This window comes from Marinobacterium sedimentorum (assembly GCF_024267675.1).
GTDB classification, from domain to species: domain Bacteria; phylum Pseudomonadota; class Gammaproteobacteria; order Pseudomonadales; family Balneatricaceae; genus Marinobacterium_A; species Marinobacterium_A sedimentorum.
Genome location: NZ_JALDYX010000002.1, coordinates 232,012 through 250,536 on the forward strand (window position 1 = coordinate 232,012; position 18,525 = coordinate 250,536).

Sequence of the window (18,525 nt, forward strand, 5' to 3'; positions counted from 1 at the left end):
TGGAGGGATGACCCATGAGCATTGAATGGAAAACCGTTGAGCTGGTGCTGGAGCCGGATGTTCGTATCCGCGCGCTGCACGGCCGCCATGCCGATGCGAAAGCGCAGCGTCCAACCCTGGTGCTGCTGCACGAAGCCCTGGGCTGTATCCCCATGTGGAAAGAGGTGCCGCAGCGGCTGATGGCGCTGACCGGCGCTGATGTCTTTGTTTACGAACGCAGGGGTTATGGCGGCTCCAGCCCGATTACGCTGCCGCGCCCGGATGACTATCTGGAGCAGGAGGGCCGTGACTGGCTGCCCCGGATACTGGACAGCGCCGGCATATCCGGCCCGCTGATTCTGGTGGGGCACAGCGATGGTGGTTCCATCGCATTGGTCGGTGCTGCGGTACTGGGCGCGCGGGTGACCGGGTTGGTGACCATGGCGGCGCATATCTATATTGACCATCTGACCCTGTCCGGGATCAGCGCGACTGTGGCGCGTTACCGGGAGCCCGGCAGTGACCTGCCGGAGCGTCTGGCCCGCTATCACGGCGAGCGTACCGATCTGCTGTTCCGGGCCTGGCATGAAACCTGGGCCCGGCCGGCCTATACCACTTTCAATCTCGGTCCCTGGCTCAGTGATATCCGCTGTCCGGCGCTGATCATGCAGGGTGAGGACGATCAGTATGGCGTGCCGGAGCAGGTGAGCGATATCTGTGTCGGCATAGGGCCTAGGGCGCAGTCGCTGCTGATACGTGATTGCGGCCATATCCCGCACCTGGAAGCGCCGGCTGTCACTCTGCCGGCGATTGCCGACTTCATGGCGCGTCTGTAAGAGTCACATTGAGCACTCCGGCTTAAGCTTAAAGCTTTGCTTGCCCGATCTGGACAAGCGCCCAGATTGGCGGTCTAGGCTGAAAGTCCCAGCTGTGCTGCCTGGGTCACCAGCACCGGCAGGCTGCTGGCCTCCATTTTGCTCATCACCCGGGCGCGGTGAACTTCCACGGTTTTCGGGCTTATGCCCAGATCCTCGGCGATTTCGCGGTTGGCACGGCCGGCGACGACCAGCGCCATCACTTCCTTTTCCCGCCGGCTGAGGCTGTCGTAGCGGCCACGAGCATGGGCCTGTTGTTGCTTTTGCTGCTGCAGTTCGCAGGCCTGGCGCAGGCCCAGGTCAACCCGGTGCAGCAACAGGGCGTCGTCAAAGGGTTTCTCCAGAAAATCCATGGCGCCGTTCTTGATGGCGGTTACCGCCATGGGAATATCACCGTGGCCACTGAGCACAATGATAGGTAGCTCAATGCCCTTTTCCAGCAGCATCTGTTGCAGCGCCAGGCCGTTGATTTCCGGCATGCGCACATCCAGCAGCATGCAGCCGGGGCTGCCATCGTAGCCATCGAGAAAGGCCTGGGCACCATTGAAACTGGTAACCCTAAGGCCGTCTGACTCAAGCAGCCACTGCATGGAGGCGCGGAAATCATCGTCGTCATCGACGATAAAAACCGTCCCGTCCGGTGGAGTCTTCATAGCTCATCCTGAATAGTTGAATAGATATAGATAGAGTAGGGCGTGCCCTTGTGTGTGCTCATGGGGTCAGGGCCATTGATCCTGATGCCGGCTGACGGGCAGCCGGAACTTGAACACAGTGCCGCTGTGGCCATCGCTCTGGGCCCACAGCTGGCCGCCATGGCTTTCGATAATAGTTCTGGATATGGCCAGCCCCATGCCAAGCCCGCTGGGCTTGGAGGTAAAAAAGGCATCGAACAGCTGACTCAGCGCTGCGGCTCCCACGCCTTTGGCGCAGTCGGTGATCGCCACCTCTATATAGCTCTGATCGCAGCGGCTACTAATGTTAACCGTTCGTTGTGCCAGCTCACAATCGCCGTAAGCCTCGATGGCGTTGCGTATGAGGTTGAGCAGCACCTGTTCGATCTGAATACGGTCGGCGGTAAGACTTGGGTCCTCGGGGTCAAGGTCAAAGATGAATTCGATGCTGTTGTCGCTGGCTTCCTGGCGCAGAAAGCCGGCCACATCCTGGCAGCTGTCGTTGATGGAAAATTCGACACGCTGGTATTCGGTGCGTTTTACATAGCTGCGAATGCGCTTGATGATCTCGGCGGCGCGCTTGGCCTGGTCGCCGATCAGCTGCATGGCGTGCAATGCCTGCGCAAGGCTCAGGTCCTTGCCGTCTTCTGCCCGGCGCAGCGTGCCGCGACAGTAGTTGAGGATGGCGGCCAGCGGCTGGTTGATTTCATGGGCGAGCCCCGTGGCCATTTCCCCGACCGACAGCAGACGCGACATATGGGCCAGCTCCAGCTGCTGGCGCCGTGCGGCGTCTTCGGCCCTGCGCTTGAGGGTGATATCGCGGCCAATGATGGAGTAGTACTCCACCCGGCGGTTTTCCACATGGTTGCGGTGGGCGATGATCTCGCGAATTTCGGCGATGCGAGAATCCTTGCCCGCGGGTAGCTGCAGCGCAATGCTGCCATACCAGCAGCCGTGCTGGGCTGCGTGCTCGAGGCCTGCAAGCAGCAGGGTGCTGTAGCTGTGGGCATCGACGAGTTCACGCAGATTGAGTGCGATGGTGCCGTCCGGGCCGCTGCCAAGGGTGCTGGAGGCGGCCTCGTTCAGGTAGGTCAGCTGCAGTGTGTCGGGGCTGCAGAACATGATCATGTCGGAACTGGATTCCACTACCCGCGCCAGGCGGCGGGTGGCGCGCTGGGCCTGTTCGCGCTGGGTGACATCGCGGGACACGCAGATGATTTCAATCGGCTCGCCACTGTCATCGCGGATGGTGCGACTGGTGGTTTCGAGCCAGACATAGTGACCTTCCCTGTGGCGATAACGGTACACGTTGGTGTAGAGGCCACGGCGATAACTCACCGATTCAGCCCGGGTTATCAGGTTGTCGGCGTCATCCGGGTGGAACAGATCGTAGCCCGGTGTACCGATAATCTCGCTGGGTTTGTAGCCCAGCAGCCGCTCAACCGCGGGGCTGACATCGACATAGGTCCACTCTGGGCTGGGCGTATGGCGTGAAATCATGTCGGTGGACTGTTCTGCCAGCAGCCGATAACGCTGCGCCTCGCGGCGGGATTCATCGAGTTCTGCGAGCAGTTTTTCGTGTTGTGCGGCGGTCAGGGTCATGGCGGTTTCTGTCGGAACAAGATACGGCAGCTGGAGACCCCAGTGTACCCAAAGCCTTAGGGGAATACCCTAGGAAACTGCTCCTGGTGGCCCGCTGAACGGGCTGCTCACGTGCCTGAACTATGCTTGATAGTGTCCGTAATGGCTGCAAAGGCGTGCCGCGGGCAGAGGAGTCAGATTATGGGTGACCGGCTTTTTGAAGCTTGCAGGGATAGGGTTGAGTCTTGTGTTTCCGGTCAGGGTGCGGCGCCATAATGAACCGCCGCCCGATGAGGCGTCATGCACTGTGAGCATTGCGGGTACGACAATCAGGCCAATGCGAGTCACTGTGGCAGCTGCGGCGGCGCGCTGCTCAAAACCTGCTTGAGCTGCGGTCAGCGGCTGCGCCCTGAGGCGCGGTTTTGCGACAGCTGCGGTAGCCCTCTGGAGGCCGGCGCTGGCGCAGCTGCCGCGCCCATTCAGTACACCCCGGCGCACCTGGCTGAACGTATCCTCGCCGAACAGGCACTGCTGGCAGCCCGCGGCGCAGCTGGTGGCGAACGCAAGATCGTCACTGCACTCTTTGCCGATATGGCAGGCTCAACCGCGCTGGTGGCCGATCTTGATCCGGAAGATGCCCGCCGTCTGATAGACCCGGTATTGTCGCTGATGATGGAGGCGGTGCATCACTACGAGGGTTATGTTGCCAAATCCCTGGGCGATGGCATCCTGGCATTGTTCGGTGCGCCCATCAGCCATGAAGATCACCCCCAGCGTGCGCTCTACGCCGCACTGCGCATGCAGCAGGCCATGCGACTGTATGCCGATGGGGTTCAGCGTATGCAGGGTATCGGGCTGCAGATCCGCGTCGGCGTCAACACCGGCGAGGTGGTGGTGCGGGCGGTGAGGACCGAGGATTTGCAGGTCGATTACGACCCCGTGGGACCTTCGATAAATCTGGCGTCGCGCATGGAAACGCTGGCGGCCCCCGGCAGCATCGTCGTCAGCGCGGCGACCCACCGCCTGGTGCGGGGCTATTTCGAGTTTCGCGATCTCGGTGCTACGGCGGTCAAGGGGCTTAACGCACCGGTGAACGCCTACGAAGTACTGGGTAACGGGCCCCTGCGAACGCGGTTGCAGGTCGCGGCGCGCCGGGGCCTGGCTCGCTTTGTTGGCCGCCGGCCGGAGTTGGCCAGGCTCGAGCGGGCGTTCGGCCGGGTGCAGGCCGGGCGGGGCCAGGTCGTGACTGTGATGGGCGAGCCCGGTGTCGGCAAGTCGCGGCTCTTGCTGGAGTTCAAGCAACGGGTACAGGCGCGCGGCCGGGTGCTGGAAACCTTCTCGGTGTCTCACGGCAAGGCCTTCGCTTTTTTGCCGCTAATCGAGCTGCTGAAGCAGTATCTGCAGATCAGTCCGCAGGACGACAATCGCCTGCAGCTCCGTCAGTTGAGTGACAGACTGAGGGCGCTGGATCCGGCGCTGGAGGACTGCCTGCCCTACCTCTCCTACCTGCTGGGTATGGCCGAACCGGACGCGACGCTGGCGCAGATGGACGCCAAGCTCAGGCGTCAGCGCACGCTGGAGGCGATCCACCGGCTGCTGATACGCGAAAGCCGCAACGGCCCTCTGGTGCTGATTTTCGAAGACCTGCAGTGGCTGGACAGCGAAACCGAGGGGTTTCTCAATGCGCTGGTGGATAGCCTTGATGGCGCCGCCATCCTGCTGTTGATGAACTACCGGCCGGAGTACCGCCATCACTGGGACGGGCGCAGTAACTATAGCGGGGTACGGCTGCAGCCCCTGGGGCCGTCCGAGTCCGAGGCGCTGCTGGAAACCCTGCTCGGCAAGGATGTTTCGCTGCTACCCCTGAAACCGCTGATCCGAGGCCAGGCCCAGGGCAATCCCTTTTTTATCGAGGAGCTGGTACAGACGCTCGTCGAAGAACGGGTGCTCGGCGGCGATCTGGGGCATTACCGTCTCGAGCGGGAGCTGGATAGCCTGCAGATACCGACCACGGTACAGGGCGTGCTCTGTGCCCGCATGGACAGGCTCGATGGCGGGGAGAAGGCGCTCCTGCAGACCCTGGCGGTGATCGGCAAGGAGTTTCCATGGAGCCTGGTGCGCCAGGTTGTGGCGCTGCCGGAGGATAAGCTGCGTGGCCTGCTGGCGCGGCTGCAGCGCGGCGAATTTCTCTACGAGCGCACGGCCTTTCCGGAGATTGATTATACCTTCAAGCATGCCCTGACCCAGGAGGTGGCGTACAACTCCCTGCTTCGGGTGCAGCGCAGTGAGCTGCATGAGCATATCGGTCGGGCCATCGAAACGCTGTTTGAAGGACGCCTGGAGGCACACTGCAAGGAGCTGGCGCATCATTACAGCCGCAGCGGCAATATCGACAAGGCGGTTGAGTACCTGCATCGCGCCGGCGGGCAGGCGATGCAGCAGTCATCGGTGGCGGAGGCTGTACGGCACTTCGGTTCGGCGCTGAAGCTGCTGCGCAACTTGCCGGACAGCAGTGCACGCGACCGCCTGGAGTTCGCCATCCGCCTCGACCTAGGTCCTGCGCTAATCGCTGTTCAGGGCTATGCCGCGCCTGAGGTTGGGGAGAGTTACAGCCGGGCGCTGGAGCTGAAAGGTGGCGCGGGTACCGAGCAGCAGTTGTTTCCGGTGCTGCTGGGATTGCGCAACTACCACCATGTGCGGGGCCAGATGCAGAGTGGCCGGGACTACGCGCAATGCCTGCTGTCGCTGGCGCAGCGTTCGCAGGACCCATCCCTGTTGCTGGAGGCGTACCGGGCGCTGGGGTCGAGCTGTTTCAATCAGGGCGAGCCGAAAGAGGCCAGAGCGCATTTCGAGCGGGTGGTCGAGCTGTACGACCGCGGCGCACACCAGTCCCATCTGTTCCGCTATGGTTTGGATCCCGGCGTGTTTGCGCTGGGCTATCTGGGCTGGGTACTGGCGTTACTGGGCTATCCCGAATCTGCCCGCCAGCGTGCCGACGAGGCCCTGACGCTGGCGCAGCAGCTGAATATTCCCTACGTAACCACCTACGCTCTGGTGCTCGCGGCTGAGGTCGATGTGCATCAGCGGCGCGCCGACCGGGCCTGCGAACGCGCTGATGCTGCGGTCGCACTGGCCGGCGAATACGGTTATCCCTTCTGGGGAAGCTGGGCGGCTGTGCTGCTGGGAGCGGGCCTGTGTCAGGGCGGGCATAGCGATGACGGCATCGCCCGAATGGAGGCGGGGCTGGTGTCTTTCCGTGCAACGGGGGCGGAGCTCTGGTGCCCGCATTTTCTGGCGCTGCTGGCCGAAGCCCTGGGTCGGGCCGGCAGGACCGACGCGGCCCTGGAGCGGCTGGCGCAGGCCCGGGACTCGGTGGCGGTGACCGGTGAGTGGATGTACCAGGCCGAGCTGCAGCGGCTCGAGGGTGATCTGATGCTGTTGCAGCGCAGTGATGCGGGCAGGGACGGAGATGAGGAGCTGCTGGCTCAGGCCTGTTTCGAGCGTGCGGTCGAGACAGCGCGCCGCCAGGGCGCCCGGTCGCTGGAACTGCGTGCGGTGCTGAGCCGCAGTCGAGTCTGGCTGCATCAGGGGCGCACGGCGGAGGCCCGTGCAGTGCTCGCCAGGATCTGCGCCAGCCTGGGCGACGGTCGTGACGGTGACCTCGATGTCGCCCTGGCATTGCTCGAAAAGCTGTCGCCCTGATTATTCCGTTTGGTGCTTTTTCAGTTTGTAGGCCAGTTGCGGCCGTGTCATGCCCAGAAGGCGGGCGGCCCGGGCGACATTGTTGTCCGCCTTGGTCATGGCGCTTAGGATCAGCCGGGTTTCAAGCTGTTCCAGGCTGACTTCATGCTTGATGGCCTGGTCACACAGGGCCTGTATGGACGTGGCGGCGGCCGCTGCATCAATAGTCGCGCTGTCCATGCCGATTTTGCCCGCCCGGTTAATAGTGTTAAGCCTGGATGCATGTAGGTTCAGAGGTATCTGAACGATAAAAATGGAACTTGATTACATAATGGCGTCTCGGCTAACCGATAAATTATGCTGAGTTCATAACCGAATTGGTCACGGCTGCTGGAGCAGCGCCACGCCTGCGACGAATGAGGCGTATCGCATCAGAAGGGCTCAAATCCGTTGTGCGAGTCACGCCTTGGGGGTCGCGGGAGCCTTATTTCCGACTTCCGCAGGTCCCAAAAAGGCGGCCGAAACAGGCTGACGGACGCTCAAGGGTGACCTCCGCTGTAGTTACTGTAACCGTCAATCAGTCTGGCTCTACAGGTGGCAGTCCTGATTTGGACAAGCTGATCGGCGCTGCCTGTCACATGCCTTGCCGGGGCATCTGAATCACTACTTCTTCGAATAGCACTGTCAAAATATTTTACAATGTAGGAGACGTGATTATTGCTGCTATAACTTAATGTTATAAAAAACAATGTGCTGCTAATAGTGGTGCGTTTTGTGCATTTTCTTGCATGTATGGCTCCATTCTCTACATTTCGATGTATGAAATGAGGGAATTGTTTCTGCCCTCTTTGTGGGTTGATGGCTAGTGCATCTGCAAACGCTGGTGCGTTTGACAGGCTTAGAATTGAAACCCGGCAAGCTTGTAGGGGATCCTCGAGACGCCTGCGCAGACATGATGCGGGAGAATGAGGCTGGGACGGCCGCTTGGTACGCGGCCTGAGCTGGTGGGTAGCTATAATGTCATTGTTCAGGCCCGTACCGCCTTACGACCATCGATCAGGGAGAGATATTGTGAAAGTACACAAGCAAGTTCTGGTTGTCGGCCTCGTGCTCGCCATTGGTGGCGTCAGCAGCGCGGCACAGGCCGGGATCATCAGCCTGTTTCATGGCGTTGGGAGCGGCCAGTTGCGCTCCGACTGGGAGTCCCAGGTCGGCGCCTTCATGGAGGAGGATTTTACCGGCGGTGTTCCGGACGACTTCAGCATTTCCATTGCCGGCAGGCTTCATAACGGTTTTGATACCATGGGCCAATTAACTGACCGGCTGGCATCGGGAAGTACTACGACCATTACTTTCAACTTCGAGATCTATGCCTTCGGGGGTAACTGGGATTTGAATTTTCGGGGAGCAGGGCGCGGTATCCAGATAAACGCAGGAGGCGTCTTGATCCCGATAGAGATTCCTCATGGCCATGCGGGGGAATTTTTTGGGTTTATTTCGGATGTCGGGTTCACGCAGCTCGTTCTTTCTGCAGGAACGCAACGGGGTGGTCCGGAGAAGTATACTGCGGATGATTTCCTCTATGCCTCTCAAACACCGCGCCTGGATCGAAGCCTAGCCCCAGCCGCGAAGATTGTACTGGTGCCGGAGCCCGGGACCCTGGCCTTGCTGGTGTTGGGTATCCTGGGTATCGGCTTCTGGCGCCGGAAAACCTGACAAGCCTGGTGGCTGCCCCGAAATTCATCAACTCTGCTGTGTGCTATGAGCCGTGCCATGAGCTGTGCTATGAGCCTGCACCATGGTCGCTCGGCAAAGCTGATTCCTGTGTCCGTCGATCATTTCCTGCACCGGGTCCGGAGCATCGGCAGGCAGGCCGGCGTCGCGACCACCGGCAAGCAGCTGCAGCTATTCGTCGTTATCTGCAAGGTCATAAAATTCAGCCCTGGGCGGCAGACTGACTGTTGAGGGTTGAGGCTTGAGGCTTGAGGCTTTAGACCCGCCGCGTGCCAGTTTCAGAGAGACAGGTTCAATTCGCTAGTCAGCTTTTCACGCTGTTTGAGTGCGCTAAGGCCGGCCTCTTCCAGCTTGACAGAAGCCAGTGCTGTGCTGCGCGGGGAGATCGAATACCGGTTATCCCTCGATATTAAGCCAGTGGAATTTTACATCTGTAGAGCCGGTTTAATACTGTGGCGAAGGATGCGCCGCCATTGGCCAACGGCCAATGCGAGCCCTTGAAAATTCAGGGATTTCACAAATTCCGCCCGATTTTCAAGGGCGATGATGAAACAGGGCAGAACGACCTTTTTCATCGCCAGGTTAATAGTTTCGATCAGGAACTTTTCACCCTTTTAACGCGTACACTTATGCTCAGGGCGCCTCGAAAAACCCTAACGAGCGGTTCAGAGGCAAGGCGCACGGCGCGCAGGAACCGCAGTGTATGGGGTATACATGAGGATTCCGAGCACCGCGTAACGCAGCATATGAGTCGCGCAGTAGGTTTTTAGAGATGCCCCTCAGTGATTCTGCACGGGTTGAGGCGTTACTGCGGGCAGATGAACTCGATTCAGCTTATCGCTCGGCAGAACTGATTGGGGATAATTATGTCCGGTTGTTTGACGATCTGACACCATATTATCTTTCCCAAAAAAAAATGGTGCATCACGACTTAGGGCATGATCGTTCGAGTCGAATCATGGTAAATACTGACGCCTTGGTTGAAGCGCTGCACGATATTACAGATGGCGCAAATACAAAGCCGTATCTTATAGAAATGCTAAAAAATAAGAAGATTAGTGGAAGCGAATGTATAACGCGATTACGCAACGAGGATGAGCATCCATTGGTTCTGTTAATCTGTGACAATTGATGCTCTCTCTTGAAATAAAAGACAAAAGGCTTTAACAGTTCCCAAAGGCGTATATCGTCCCGCATGAAACTATAACTTCACTACGGAAAATGCGAACAAGTCCCCGGCCATGGGAGAATCTCGCGTTTTCAATCGACCAGAGCCTGAGGCATGGAACAGCAATTGAGCTACGCCGACAGCGATTATCATCATAAGCATCAATTCACGCGTAAGGAAAAACTCCTCGCCCGGATGGAGGCGTTGGTGACCTGGCAGCGTTTGGAGGCGGTCATCGAACCGCATTATCCAAAAGCCGGTAATACCCATAGGGCACTTCGGTCCTAGACCCTATCCTTTGACGACCCTGCTGCGCAGAGGCTGCATGACCGACTGATCTGAAGATTGAGTTCCTGTCCCTGGCCCAGCAATATCAAAAGGATACTGCAGTTTGCTGTCTTGCCACTGGTTCATTTTCGGAGCTAAATAAGATGGGCGGTTATACTGAATAACCAGCTATGAAATCAGGAGCCGTATTCATGACTACTGGCAAGGATGAAAAACATAGGCCGTCCCGGCATATCAGGTTGACCAGTCATCCCCAGCGGCAAGGCCCCAGTGGCATTCCCGCGATTCACTGGGGAGCGGCCAGCGCGGCAGAGCGCGGGCCTGTCATCGGCACTACCACCAACCGCAGCCAGCGCAACGTCATTGGCGCTCACAGTGGCAGTTACGGCGTTTATCGTGCGCTGGCGATTGCTGCCGGCACCCTGTTGAAAGACCACAAGGCCGACCTGACCAATACCTCACCCACTGACCTGATTGGCCCCAATCCCCAGTGGGGCGGTGCAGACACTATCGTCTCGATCGATCCCTGGGGCGCCAGCGTGGCCGATGTCTTTGCCGACTATATTGCCCAGGGCTACGACATTCGGCCCAGCATCGCTGTCACCAAGGCGCACATCAACCTGCCGGAAATTCATCACGCACTGGCATTTCACCGCCTGGTTCCCGACAATCGCATCCTGCTGGAAAACGGATCGGCCGTCGTGACCAAAGTGGCCATTGAGCCGGTATGGTGGCTGCCAGGCGTTGCCAAACGTTTCAACGTCAGCGAATCGGATTTGCGGCGTATCCTGTTCGAGGAAACCGGGGGTATGTATCCGGAGCTGGTGACCCGCAGTGATTTCGAGGTGTTTTTGCCGCCCATCGGCGGACAAACACTGTATATCTTTGGTAATCCCCATGATCTGGCCAATCCTGACGTCACCCTGACCGCCCGCGTGCACGATGAGTGCAATGGTTCCGATGTATTCGGTTCGGATATCTGCACCTGTAGGCCCTATCTCACGCATGCCATTGAAGAGTGCGTGCGGGGCGCGCAAACCGGTGGTGTGGGGCTGATCGCTTACAGTCGCAAAGAAGGCCGCGCGCTGGGTGAGGTGACCAAATTCCTGGTGTACAACGCCCGCAAGCGACAGGTCGGCGGTGACAGCGCGGACAAATACTTTCTGCGCACTGAATGTGTCGCCGGTGTGCAGGATATGCGGTTTCAGGAACTGATGCCGGATGTGCTGCACTGGTTGGGTATTAAGAAGATTCATCGTCTGGTCAGCATGAGCAACGACAAGTACCGCGCCATCACCGACAGCGGTATCGAAGTGGAGCAGCGGATCAAAATTCCTGAAGCATTGGTCCCCGATGATGCACAGGTGGAAATCGAAGCCAAGATTGCAGCCGGTTATTACACCGATGGCACCGTGCCGGATGCAGAATCATTGGCGAGCACCAAGGGGCGCGGCCTTGAAAAATGACGTCACGGCCGATGCCGTTGCCAGGTTACGTTCTCCCGCCACCATTCGCGAGCGCTGCCACAATATTCTGCAGGCGGTCGAAGCCGGTCAGTCGACGCATTTTGACCTGCAGTTGGAAAAACTCGACGCTGTCGCGCGCCAGGTGGAAGCCGTTACCCGCAGGCAATATCCGGATCTGAACATTCCCTATCACAGCCGCTGGCGGCACTTCGAAGCCGGTGCGGTAGATCGCAAGGCACAACTGGATGCGTGCATTGCACATCTCGATTCTGCCGCCCAGGCACGCGCATGCATTGATCTGACGCTTATCAGTGTGTTGCTGGATGCGGGGGCCGGTGCGCAGTGGTCCTATCATGAAACCGGCAGCGGCCAAACCTTTGTGCGCTCCGAAGGTTTGGGCGTTGCCAGTTTCCATGGCTTTATGCAGGGAACATTTTCATCCCGGCGCGATGATCCTTACCGCGTGGATGCGCAGGCACTGAAACAAATCAACATGGCTGATCTGGTCGCGCTTTTTCAGGTCAGCGCATCCAATCCGCTGGTGGGACTGGAAGGGCGTGTAGAGTTGTTGCAGCGACTGGGACAGAGTCTGTCGGCGAATCCCACGGTGTTTGGTGCAGAGGGGCGTCCAGGATGTCTGTTCGATCTGCTGACGCACAATGCTCAGGTCCGGCAGCTGCCTGCCGCCTGCGTGCTGCAGGCGTTGCTTGATCATCTCAGTGCCATTTGGTTGACCGGCAATACACTGAATGCTGAACCCCTGGGGGATTGCTGGCGTCATCCGTTGGCGGGTGGGGAAGGCGAGTCTGCCGGCTGGGTGCCCTTTCACAAGCTTAGTCAGTGGCTCACCTATTCGTTGCTGGAGCCGTTTCAGTGGGCCGGTATCACCTTGACCGATCTGGACGGGCTCACCGGTTTGCCGGAATATCGCAATGGCGGTCTACTGCTGGATATGGGTGTCATTGTTCCCAGGCAGGCCGATTTTTTCGCACGACAATTTACGGCGGCCGACGACGCCATCATCGAATGGCGGGCGCTAACGGTTGCGCTGATTGACAAGCTCGCCCCACGCATACGTCAGCAATTGCAAAAGTCGGCGGACGAAATGCCCCTGGCCTGTATTCTGGAAGGTGGCACCTGGGCTGCGGGACGCGAAGTAGCCCGGCAGTTGCGTGAGGGCGGGGGGCCGCCACTCAATATTGCCAGCGATGGTACGGTTTTTTAAGGAATCTACGATCGATACCAACATCAGCGGAAGAAGGGAATGCCACCATGAGTCAATCTGAAGTCCACGTCATCAGCCATCCACTGATTCAGCATAAACTCACGCTCATGCGGGAACAAAGTAGCAGCACCAGCAGTTTTCGTCGTTTGCTGAACGAAATCAGCATGCTTATGGCCTATGAAGTCACAAAGGACATGCCGACTCAGTTAATCGAAATCGAAACACCGCTGGAGAAAATGCAAAGCCCGGTGATCGACGGCAAGAAAACCGTGTTCGTCAGCATCATGCGTGCGGGTGCGGGTTTTCTGGACGGCATGTTGAATGTGGTGCCAGGGGCGCGGGTCGGGCATATCGGTTTGTATCGCGATCCCAAAACCCTGGTGGCGGTGGAGTACTATTTCAAGATGCCCCACAGCATGCACGAACGCGACGCTATTGTGCTCGACCCCATGCTGGCCACCGGCAATTCCGCCGTGGCAGCGGTAGACCGGTTGAAGGAAACCAATCCCCGCTCCATTCGTTTTGTCTGTTTGCTGGCGGCGCCGGAAGGTATCAGGAATTTATCGGAAGCCCATCCCGACCTGCCCATTTACACGGCATGCATTGATCGAGGCCTGAATGATCATGGCTACATCATGCCAGGTCTGGGGGATGCGGGTGACCGGATGTTCGGTACCAAGTGATCGACATTTTTAATGAAAAGGATCGTCCGCTCAGTGCCCATAGCGGACATTTCCATTGCCTAAACCGATGGCAGCCGACGGCTCTGCCATCAGTTATACGGCTATTATCTTGAGTACTAGCAATTTTCTCGCTTTTGTACAAGAATCAAACAAGCAGGCGACCAGATACAGCCAATTTATAACATACCTTTTAGACCGGCTGATTGATGAAATGTATACATGAAAGAAGGTGTGAAACTTAAATGGATACATTTATACTATTTTTAGTCAGCTAATTGAATATAACCAATATAGTCTGGCGAATATTAAAAGGGATAGCTTTTAATAAATATTATGAGCTCGTAGGCTTCATTAACAGGATTTTAGCATCAATAGGATGAATATTTTGAATTTAAAGCTAAAGCAATTTCAATTTGACCCGAATGATCCTTTCAAATTTGACCTTTTAGGTAGAAAAGAAGAAATACTCAATCTTTCGTTATTGGCATCAAATGTAAATTCTCCAGCAGTAATAGCAATTGATTCGCGATGGGGAACAGGGAAAACAACATTTATTAAGTTGTGGGAGCAATACCTCAAGGCAGAGAACAAGCCTAGACTGTATTTTAATGCATGGGAAACCGATTTTTCTGATGATCCCTTGGTTTCCTTTTTGGGTGAAATGAATGAAGGACTAAAAAACCTGATTGGCTCTTCGGATAAGGCTAACGAAGCCTGGGAAAAAACCAAGGCCGCCGGTAGGCAGGTTGCTAAACGAGGAATTCCAGCATTAATAAGAGTTGCAACTGCAGGTATTATTGATGCCGACAAAATAATCGAAGAGGAAGCTGTAAAAGCTGCTGGTTCATTGGCTGGTGATGCGCTCGATAACTACCTACAACAAAAAGAGGCAATATACGAATTTCATAATGCGCTAGCTAATTTTATTGAGAATTCCGCAAACGGGAGGCAGCTTGTAATATTTGTCGATGAGTTAGACCGATGTAGGCCTAACTATGCAATTGAGTTGCTGGAAAGAATTAAGCATCTATTCAACATAGAGGGCTTGATTTTTGTACTGGCTCTCGATAAAGAGCAGTTAGGCCACTCTATCGCGGCTGTCTATGGAAACGGAATTGATTCGACTGGATATCTTCGTCGGTTCATTGATTTTGAGTACCAACTGAAGAAGCCCGACATATCTAATTATATTGAATCGCTAATATCGTCGTTAGATCTAGAAGAGTTTTTTAATCCAAGAGTAAAATATAGAGAGCTTCAGTGCGATCAAGAATATCTGAAGAAAGTTTTTATAATGCTTGCTTTAGGTCTCCAACTTTCATTAAGAGAGATCGAGCAGTTTCTTGCAAGTATTAACATTGCTATCAGAACCGCAAAAGAAAATGAATACATTTTTCCGGCTCTGCTGGTTTTTTTGATAATATCAAAGCATTTCAAACCAGATGCCTATCAGCGATATATTTCAGATGACGGTGACGAAAAAGAGCTAATCGACTATCTCTATAAAATTGTCCCAGAAAAGAATAGAAATGACAGTTTTGAATGTGCGTTAGTTGAAGGTTTTCTAATAGCGGCAAAAAAGAGTAGGTTTTCAAAAGGCGAATCAGCCATATTCCTCAGACACAGAGAGATTCTCCAGGATGCAGAATTAGACAATAAGGGTAAACAATACTCCGATACAGTTATAAATATTGTTAACAGACCAGCAGGGACGGGGCATGGAGTAAACCTAAAGCAACTTAAAGACCGTATTGAATGGCTAAGTAGGTTCGATTTTTTAGATATTCAAGACTAATAAGTGCATATTGTCAAACTTTTTTAAGCTCCACTTTAAACCGGCCAAAAATGCGGGCGCTATGTCCGCTTTGTGCCGGATGTGGTCTACTTGCTTTGATCAACTTTCGGGTGGTAGGGTCACCCAACAACCCGACGCGGATATCAATTTGGTATTATCCGAATGTGCGGAAAATCAGTAAGTCTGATTTTTGGGGTAATGAAGGTCTGGCGACTAAGCCCAAAGCAGAAGTAAGTCAGGTATCCTGTTCCCTTAATTCAACATCATCTTAAAAAGACACCTCTTTAACAACAGGAAATGGAGAGCTAAGATATATGGAATATAAACAGTATGAGGTAATCAAACACAACGTAGGATTTTTGTTGCTGAACTTTGTTCTTAACCTGAAAGATTCCTATCACTATAGAACAAACCACAAGTCGATTGAACTGAGTGAAGATCAAAAGCTTGTCGCTGACGATCTTTTTAAAAGAATCCAAGAGTGCAGGCATTCGTTCGTTGAGGGTTGTGGTATTGGGGACGGTCGTGGGTATTTTTCATATGATTTGAGCCATGATAATCCTAATTTATTCAATGAATATCATGTAAGGTGTGGTGGTGAGATCCCAAGGTTTGAGGCAGATGATAAGCTTCTTGAACTCCTCGTGACAATTCTTATAAGAGAATTTCCGAATTTGTTGGTTACTTCCAAATATCTAACTCCAGATAATGTTCTTAATTATGGAGTTTCGCAGCTAGAAAAGGAAACGTTTGTTCGACTTGTCAAGGAGGATCAGGTAGATTCACTGACTAATCATGAAGAGGGAAATTTGTATAGTTTTTACTTTCAAACTGATGACGGTCATAGTTTTGGCGAGTCGGTCGTATTTAGCTTGGTTGGGATTATCGGTAGATCTTTTCGCAATGCGTGTTTTAAAAATAACCTCTCATATGAAGGAGTTATTGAGGAAATAAAAGAAAATTTAAATATTCTAAGGAATCTAGCTCTTGGCAATGAGGTTGAGTACTCTAGTTTTGTTAGTGTTGTCGGGCTGTCGCTTAATAAAGTAAAGAAGATAGATTTCATCTCAGCGAAACTGATTAATATGCTTAAGATCGACGATGAGGGGAATGTTATACGATTGCCGTCGGTTCGGCATTACTCTGCAAGCGGCGGGCTATATACAGCTGAAACCGTATTCGAGATCAAGCATAAGACTAAATTTCTTCCTTTTGGTGATGAGGCAGAGCTAGCTAATAATCGTTTTTTTGTGCAGGAGCGAGCCATTGATAATCTGAAATTTTCATTAGCATTTGAGCTTCTCGGAGAAATAGGCATTTCCGTATCTTTTTCAGAGTTTGGTTTTCCTCTACTATCATGTGGTAATAGCTCTCTCGATACATCTATGCCAAATAGGCATGTATCGATACAGGAAGATCGTATAGAGGGAGTGGTAACGTGGTTTAACATGCTTCTAAATAAAGATTTAAGGAGTATTGAAGTACCGTTGACTCGCTTAAAGTATGCAATATATGAGAGAAAGCGACCGCAAGATGCATTTGTCGATGCCGTTATAGCTTGGGAAGCAATATTTAGCGATAAGCTAGAAACGACATTTCAAGTGACCTCAAGTATTGCTGTGTATATCTACAATGTGAAAGAGCGAGAAGATAGATATGGCAGATTAAAGAAGCTTTATGGTTGGAGAAGCAACTTAGTTCATGGGACAATGCCAAATGAGTTGAAAAAACAAAATATAGAAGAAATTAGCTTGGAGGCTATAGAGGTTGGAATAATTTGCTTGAAAAAGCTGCTTCAAGATGAAATTCTTTTGCCTCTGAAGCCAGCTGCTAGAGTAAAGAGGCTACTTGTTATGAAGTAAATATGTGTAATTGGCGCTGCCCTAGATGCGGTGGTATTTTGGTACAGCAAAGCAACAGGTTTTTATTGCACAATCGATCGTGGTGGTGGTCGAGGTAGTGAAGAGATAACAAGGCTGATGGTACATGGAAGTTGGCGATAGTATTTCATATTGGCAGATAGTGACGGGTGTAGTGAGTTCTGTAATAGCCCTCTTTGCATAGGGTACGTCTATCTGGGGAATTCTTGGGAATAGAATACCTATTCCCAAGTCGTAGACTATGTTCGGGATAAATGTTGAAGATGCTCGGCCATGATTAAATCTTCCATAAAATCAGACGGTTGGCTCAGTTTCGCTCGGTGCTGATCAAACCAGCGGTACCAGCCCAAATAGTGAGGTAGATATTTGGTGGCGACACCATGGAATCGCTGGATCCAGCCTTTGAGGCGCTGGTGATAATTGTTCACGCCCTGGATATGAAAGGCGGGTGCCTTCAGGCGTTCGCCGGCGCTGGCATTGATCACCTGGTGCGCGAGGTGATGCTTGGCCGTCAGCGCCTCGAAAGTCAGGTGGCCGTCGGTACAGAGCACAATATCCGGGCTCAATCGTGGTAGCAGATGTTGCTCGACATTTTTCAGCGTGAAGTGGTCGAGCACAAAATCGGCTTCGCCGGCACTGCGGTCACGCGCCACCAGTACCGGCACCCACTTTGCCTCTTGCTTGTTGGCATTGCCGCGTTTGCGCGCACGGCGTTGAGGGATCTGACGCTGCCCTTTGAAGGATTCGCGGAACAGTGTCTGATCGGCTTCGACGATGCCGCTGAGGGCCCCCGCATTGAGCGTATCCGCCAGCTTGAGGAAACGATGGCGCCAGCGAAAGGACGTCGTCAGATGGATATGGCAACGCGCGGCGGCGGTCCGCAAGACTTCGGAGTTGAGCATGGATTGCGCATAGTCCATCCACAATTCGCGCTTGCGCAGCCGCGCCAGCGGCGTGCCGGTCAGGGCCGTGAATGTCTTATGGCAACTACGGCAGCGATAGCGCTGTATGCCCCTGAGGGTGCCCCAGCGATAGACCTGATCATGGTCACAGTGGGGGCATCTGAGCTGGGATTGCAGCTGTTGTTCCAGGTGTTCGATGATCGCGGGAATGGTGTCTGGATGCTGCAACCGCTCAAGCAGTTGGTGGCGCTGACTGGGGCTCAGCGAGTCAATGGCGACCGTCAGTTGGTCAAACTCGTCCTGCTTCATGGGAGACCTCCGGCTGTGGCTGGGGTTCTATGAAGTATAGTGGAGCTTCAACAATAGAGCCGAACATAGCCCAAGTCGTAAATGTCTGCTCTGTGCCGTAAGCGACCGATTTGGACGCATCGGCTAGGTGCAGTGCCTGCAGGTCAGGTACCGATTCAAAACGGACAAGTGAAACCGCTGACGACTCTGCATCCAATCTGTCGCCAAATGGTGCAGTTGTGTGGTTCCACCAATCTTGGTGGGTAGCGTTTCTGACCCTCTCGCAGTTCTGCATGATCGGCCCTTCTC

General features: G+C 54.5%; 15 protein-coding genes. 11 read left to right on the forward strand and 4 right to left on the reverse strand.

Features of this window, described 5'->3' with window-relative positions; genetic code table 11:
- The first annotated feature begins 14 nt into the window (after positions 1-14).
- Positions 15-815 (forward strand): alpha/beta fold hydrolase, encoded by an 801-nt coding sequence (locus MRS74_RS03455; protein ID WP_254578876.1) that lies wholly within the window; start codon positions 15-17, stop codon positions 813-815.
- Positions 816-889: 74 nt separating this feature from the next.
- On the opposite strand, the gene MRS74_RS03460 is transcribed toward MRS74_RS03455, so the two are convergent.
- Positions 890-1,507: a response regulator transcription factor gene (locus tag MRS74_RS03460; protein WP_254578877.1), complete on the reverse strand. Its 618-nt coding sequence runs from the start codon at positions 1,505-1,507 to the stop codon at positions 890-892.
- Between the two features lie 66 nt (positions 1,508-1,573).
- Entirely contained in the window at positions 1,574-3,127 is a 1,554-nt protein-coding gene (locus tag MRS74_RS03465) for a PAS domain-containing sensor histidine kinase (RefSeq protein ID WP_254578878.1), read from the reverse strand.
- Between the two features lie 279 nt (positions 3,128-3,406).
- Here MRS74_RS03465 and MRS74_RS03470 point away from each other — a divergent pair, with 279 nt between their 5' ends.
- Complete coding sequence (locus MRS74_RS03470; protein WP_254578879.1) at positions 3,407-6,808, forward strand: adenylate/guanylate cyclase domain-containing protein; 3,402 nt, start codon at positions 3,407-3,409, stop codon at positions 6,806-6,808.
- Here the strand turns inward: MRS74_RS03470 and MRS74_RS03475 are convergent, their stop codons facing one another.
- A complete protein-coding gene (locus tag MRS74_RS03475) occupies positions 6,809-7,027 on the reverse strand; it encodes a helix-turn-helix domain-containing protein (RefSeq protein WP_254578880.1) in 219 nt (72 codons plus the stop codon).
- Between the two features lie 831 nt (positions 7,028-7,858).
- Here MRS74_RS03475 and MRS74_RS24160 point away from each other — a divergent pair.
- The 9 genes from MRS74_RS24160 to MRS74_RS03520 all read left to right on the forward strand — a co-directional run bounded on the left by MRS74_RS24160 (position 7,859) and on the right by MRS74_RS03520 (position 17,008).
- The gene (locus MRS74_RS24160; protein ID WP_254578881.1) at positions 7,859-8,503 is read left to right on the forward strand and encodes a PEP-CTERM sorting domain-containing protein; all 645 of its coding nucleotides are present in this window, start codon (positions 7,859-7,861) and stop codon (positions 8,501-8,503) included.
- A gap of 57 nt (positions 8,504-8,560) precedes the next feature.
- A complete protein-coding gene (locus MRS74_RS03485) occupies positions 8,561-8,752 on the forward strand; it encodes a hypothetical protein (protein WP_254578882.1) in 192 nt (63 codons plus the stop codon).
- Positions 8,753-9,293: 541 nt separating this feature from the next.
- A complete protein-coding gene (locus MRS74_RS03490; RefSeq protein WP_254578883.1) occupies positions 9,294-9,653 on the forward strand; it encodes a hypothetical protein in 360 nt (119 codons plus the stop codon).
- Between the two features lie 150 nt (positions 9,654-9,803).
- A complete protein-coding gene (locus MRS74_RS03495; RefSeq protein ID WP_254578884.1) occupies positions 9,804-9,977 on the forward strand; it encodes a hypothetical protein in 174 nt (57 codons plus the stop codon).
- 191 nt (positions 9,978-10,168) lie between these two features.
- Positions 10,169-11,443 (forward strand): GTP cyclohydrolase II, encoded by a 1,275-nt coding sequence (locus tag MRS74_RS03500; protein ID WP_254578885.1) that lies wholly within the window; start codon positions 10,169-10,171, stop codon positions 11,441-11,443.
- Positions 11,433-12,668, forward strand: a complete 1,236-nt coding sequence (locus MRS74_RS03505) for a URC4/urg3 family protein (RefSeq protein ID WP_254578886.1) — start codon at positions 11,433-11,435, stop codon at positions 12,666-12,668. Before MRS74_RS03500 ends, MRS74_RS03505 begins: the two co-directional genes overlap by 11 nt.
- A gap of 47 nt (positions 12,669-12,715) precedes the next feature.
- Complete coding sequence (upp, locus tag MRS74_RS03510) at positions 12,716-13,351, forward strand: uracil phosphoribosyltransferase (protein WP_254578887.1); 636 nt, start codon at positions 12,716-12,718, stop codon at positions 13,349-13,351.
- Between the two features lie 376 nt (positions 13,352-13,727).
- Positions 13,728-15,146: a KAP family P-loop NTPase fold protein gene (locus tag MRS74_RS03515; RefSeq protein WP_254578888.1), complete on the forward strand. Its 1,419-nt coding sequence runs from the start codon at positions 13,728-13,730 to the stop codon at positions 15,144-15,146.
- Between the two features lie 314 nt (positions 15,147-15,460).
- A complete protein-coding gene (locus tag MRS74_RS03520) occupies positions 15,461-17,008 on the forward strand; it encodes a HEPN domain-containing protein (protein ID WP_254578889.1) in 1,548 nt (515 codons plus the stop codon).
- A 257-nt stretch (positions 17,009-17,265) separates the two neighbouring features.
- Here the strand turns inward: MRS74_RS03520 and MRS74_RS03525 are convergent, their stop codons facing one another.
- The gene (locus MRS74_RS03525; protein WP_254578890.1) at positions 17,266-18,237 is read right to left on the reverse strand and encodes an IS1595 family transposase; all 972 of its coding nucleotides are present in this window, start codon (positions 18,235-18,237) and stop codon (positions 17,266-17,268) included.
- Positions 18,238-18,525: the final 288 nt, after the last annotated feature.

Excerpts from the sequence above, each read along its gene's own strand:
- MRS74_RS03475 (WP_254578880.1), bottom strand. The coding sequence starts at position 7,027 with ATGGACAGCGCGACTATTGATGCAGCGGCCGCCGCCACGTCCATACAG.
- MRS74_RS03460 (WP_254578877.1), bottom strand. The coding sequence starts at position 1,507 with ATGAAGACTCCACCGGACGGGACGGTTTTTATCGTCGATGACGACGAT.
- upp (WP_254578887.1), top strand. The coding sequence starts at position 12,716 with ATGAGTCAATCTGAAGTCCACGTCATCAGCCATCCACTGATTCAGCAT.
- MRS74_RS03515 (WP_254578888.1), top strand. The coding sequence starts at position 13,728 with ATGAATATTTTGAATTTAAAGCTAAAGCAATTTCAATTTGACCCGAAT.
- MRS74_RS03525 (WP_254578890.1), bottom strand. The coding sequence starts at position 18,237 with ATGAAGCAGGACGAGTTTGACCAACTGACGGTCGCCATTGACTCGCTG.
- MRS74_RS03520 (WP_254578889.1), top strand. The coding sequence starts at position 15,461 with ATGGAATATAAACAGTATGAGGTAATCAAACACAACGTAGGATTTTTG.
- MRS74_RS03485 (WP_254578882.1), top strand. The coding sequence starts at position 8,561 with ATGAGCTGTGCTATGAGCCTGCACCATGGTCGCTCGGCAAAGCTGATT.
- MRS74_RS03455 (WP_254578876.1), top strand. The coding sequence starts at position 15 with ATGAGCATTGAATGGAAAACCGTTGAGCTGGTGCTGGAGCCGGATGTT.
- MRS74_RS03470 (WP_254578879.1), top strand. The coding sequence starts at position 3,407 with ATGCACTGTGAGCATTGCGGGTACGACAATCAGGCCAATGCGAGTCAC.
- MRS74_RS03490 (WP_254578883.1), top strand. The coding sequence starts at position 9,294 with ATGCCCCTCAGTGATTCTGCACGGGTTGAGGCGTTACTGCGGGCAGAT.
- MRS74_RS03500 (WP_254578885.1), top strand. The coding sequence starts at position 10,169 with ATGACTACTGGCAAGGATGAAAAACATAGGCCGTCCCGGCATATCAGG.
- MRS74_RS03495 (WP_254578884.1), top strand. The coding sequence starts at position 9,804 with ATGGAACAGCAATTGAGCTACGCCGACAGCGATTATCATCATAAGCAT.
- MRS74_RS03465 (WP_254578878.1), bottom strand. The coding sequence starts at position 3,127 with ATGACCCTGACCGCCGCACAACACGAAAAACTGCTCGCAGAACTCGAT.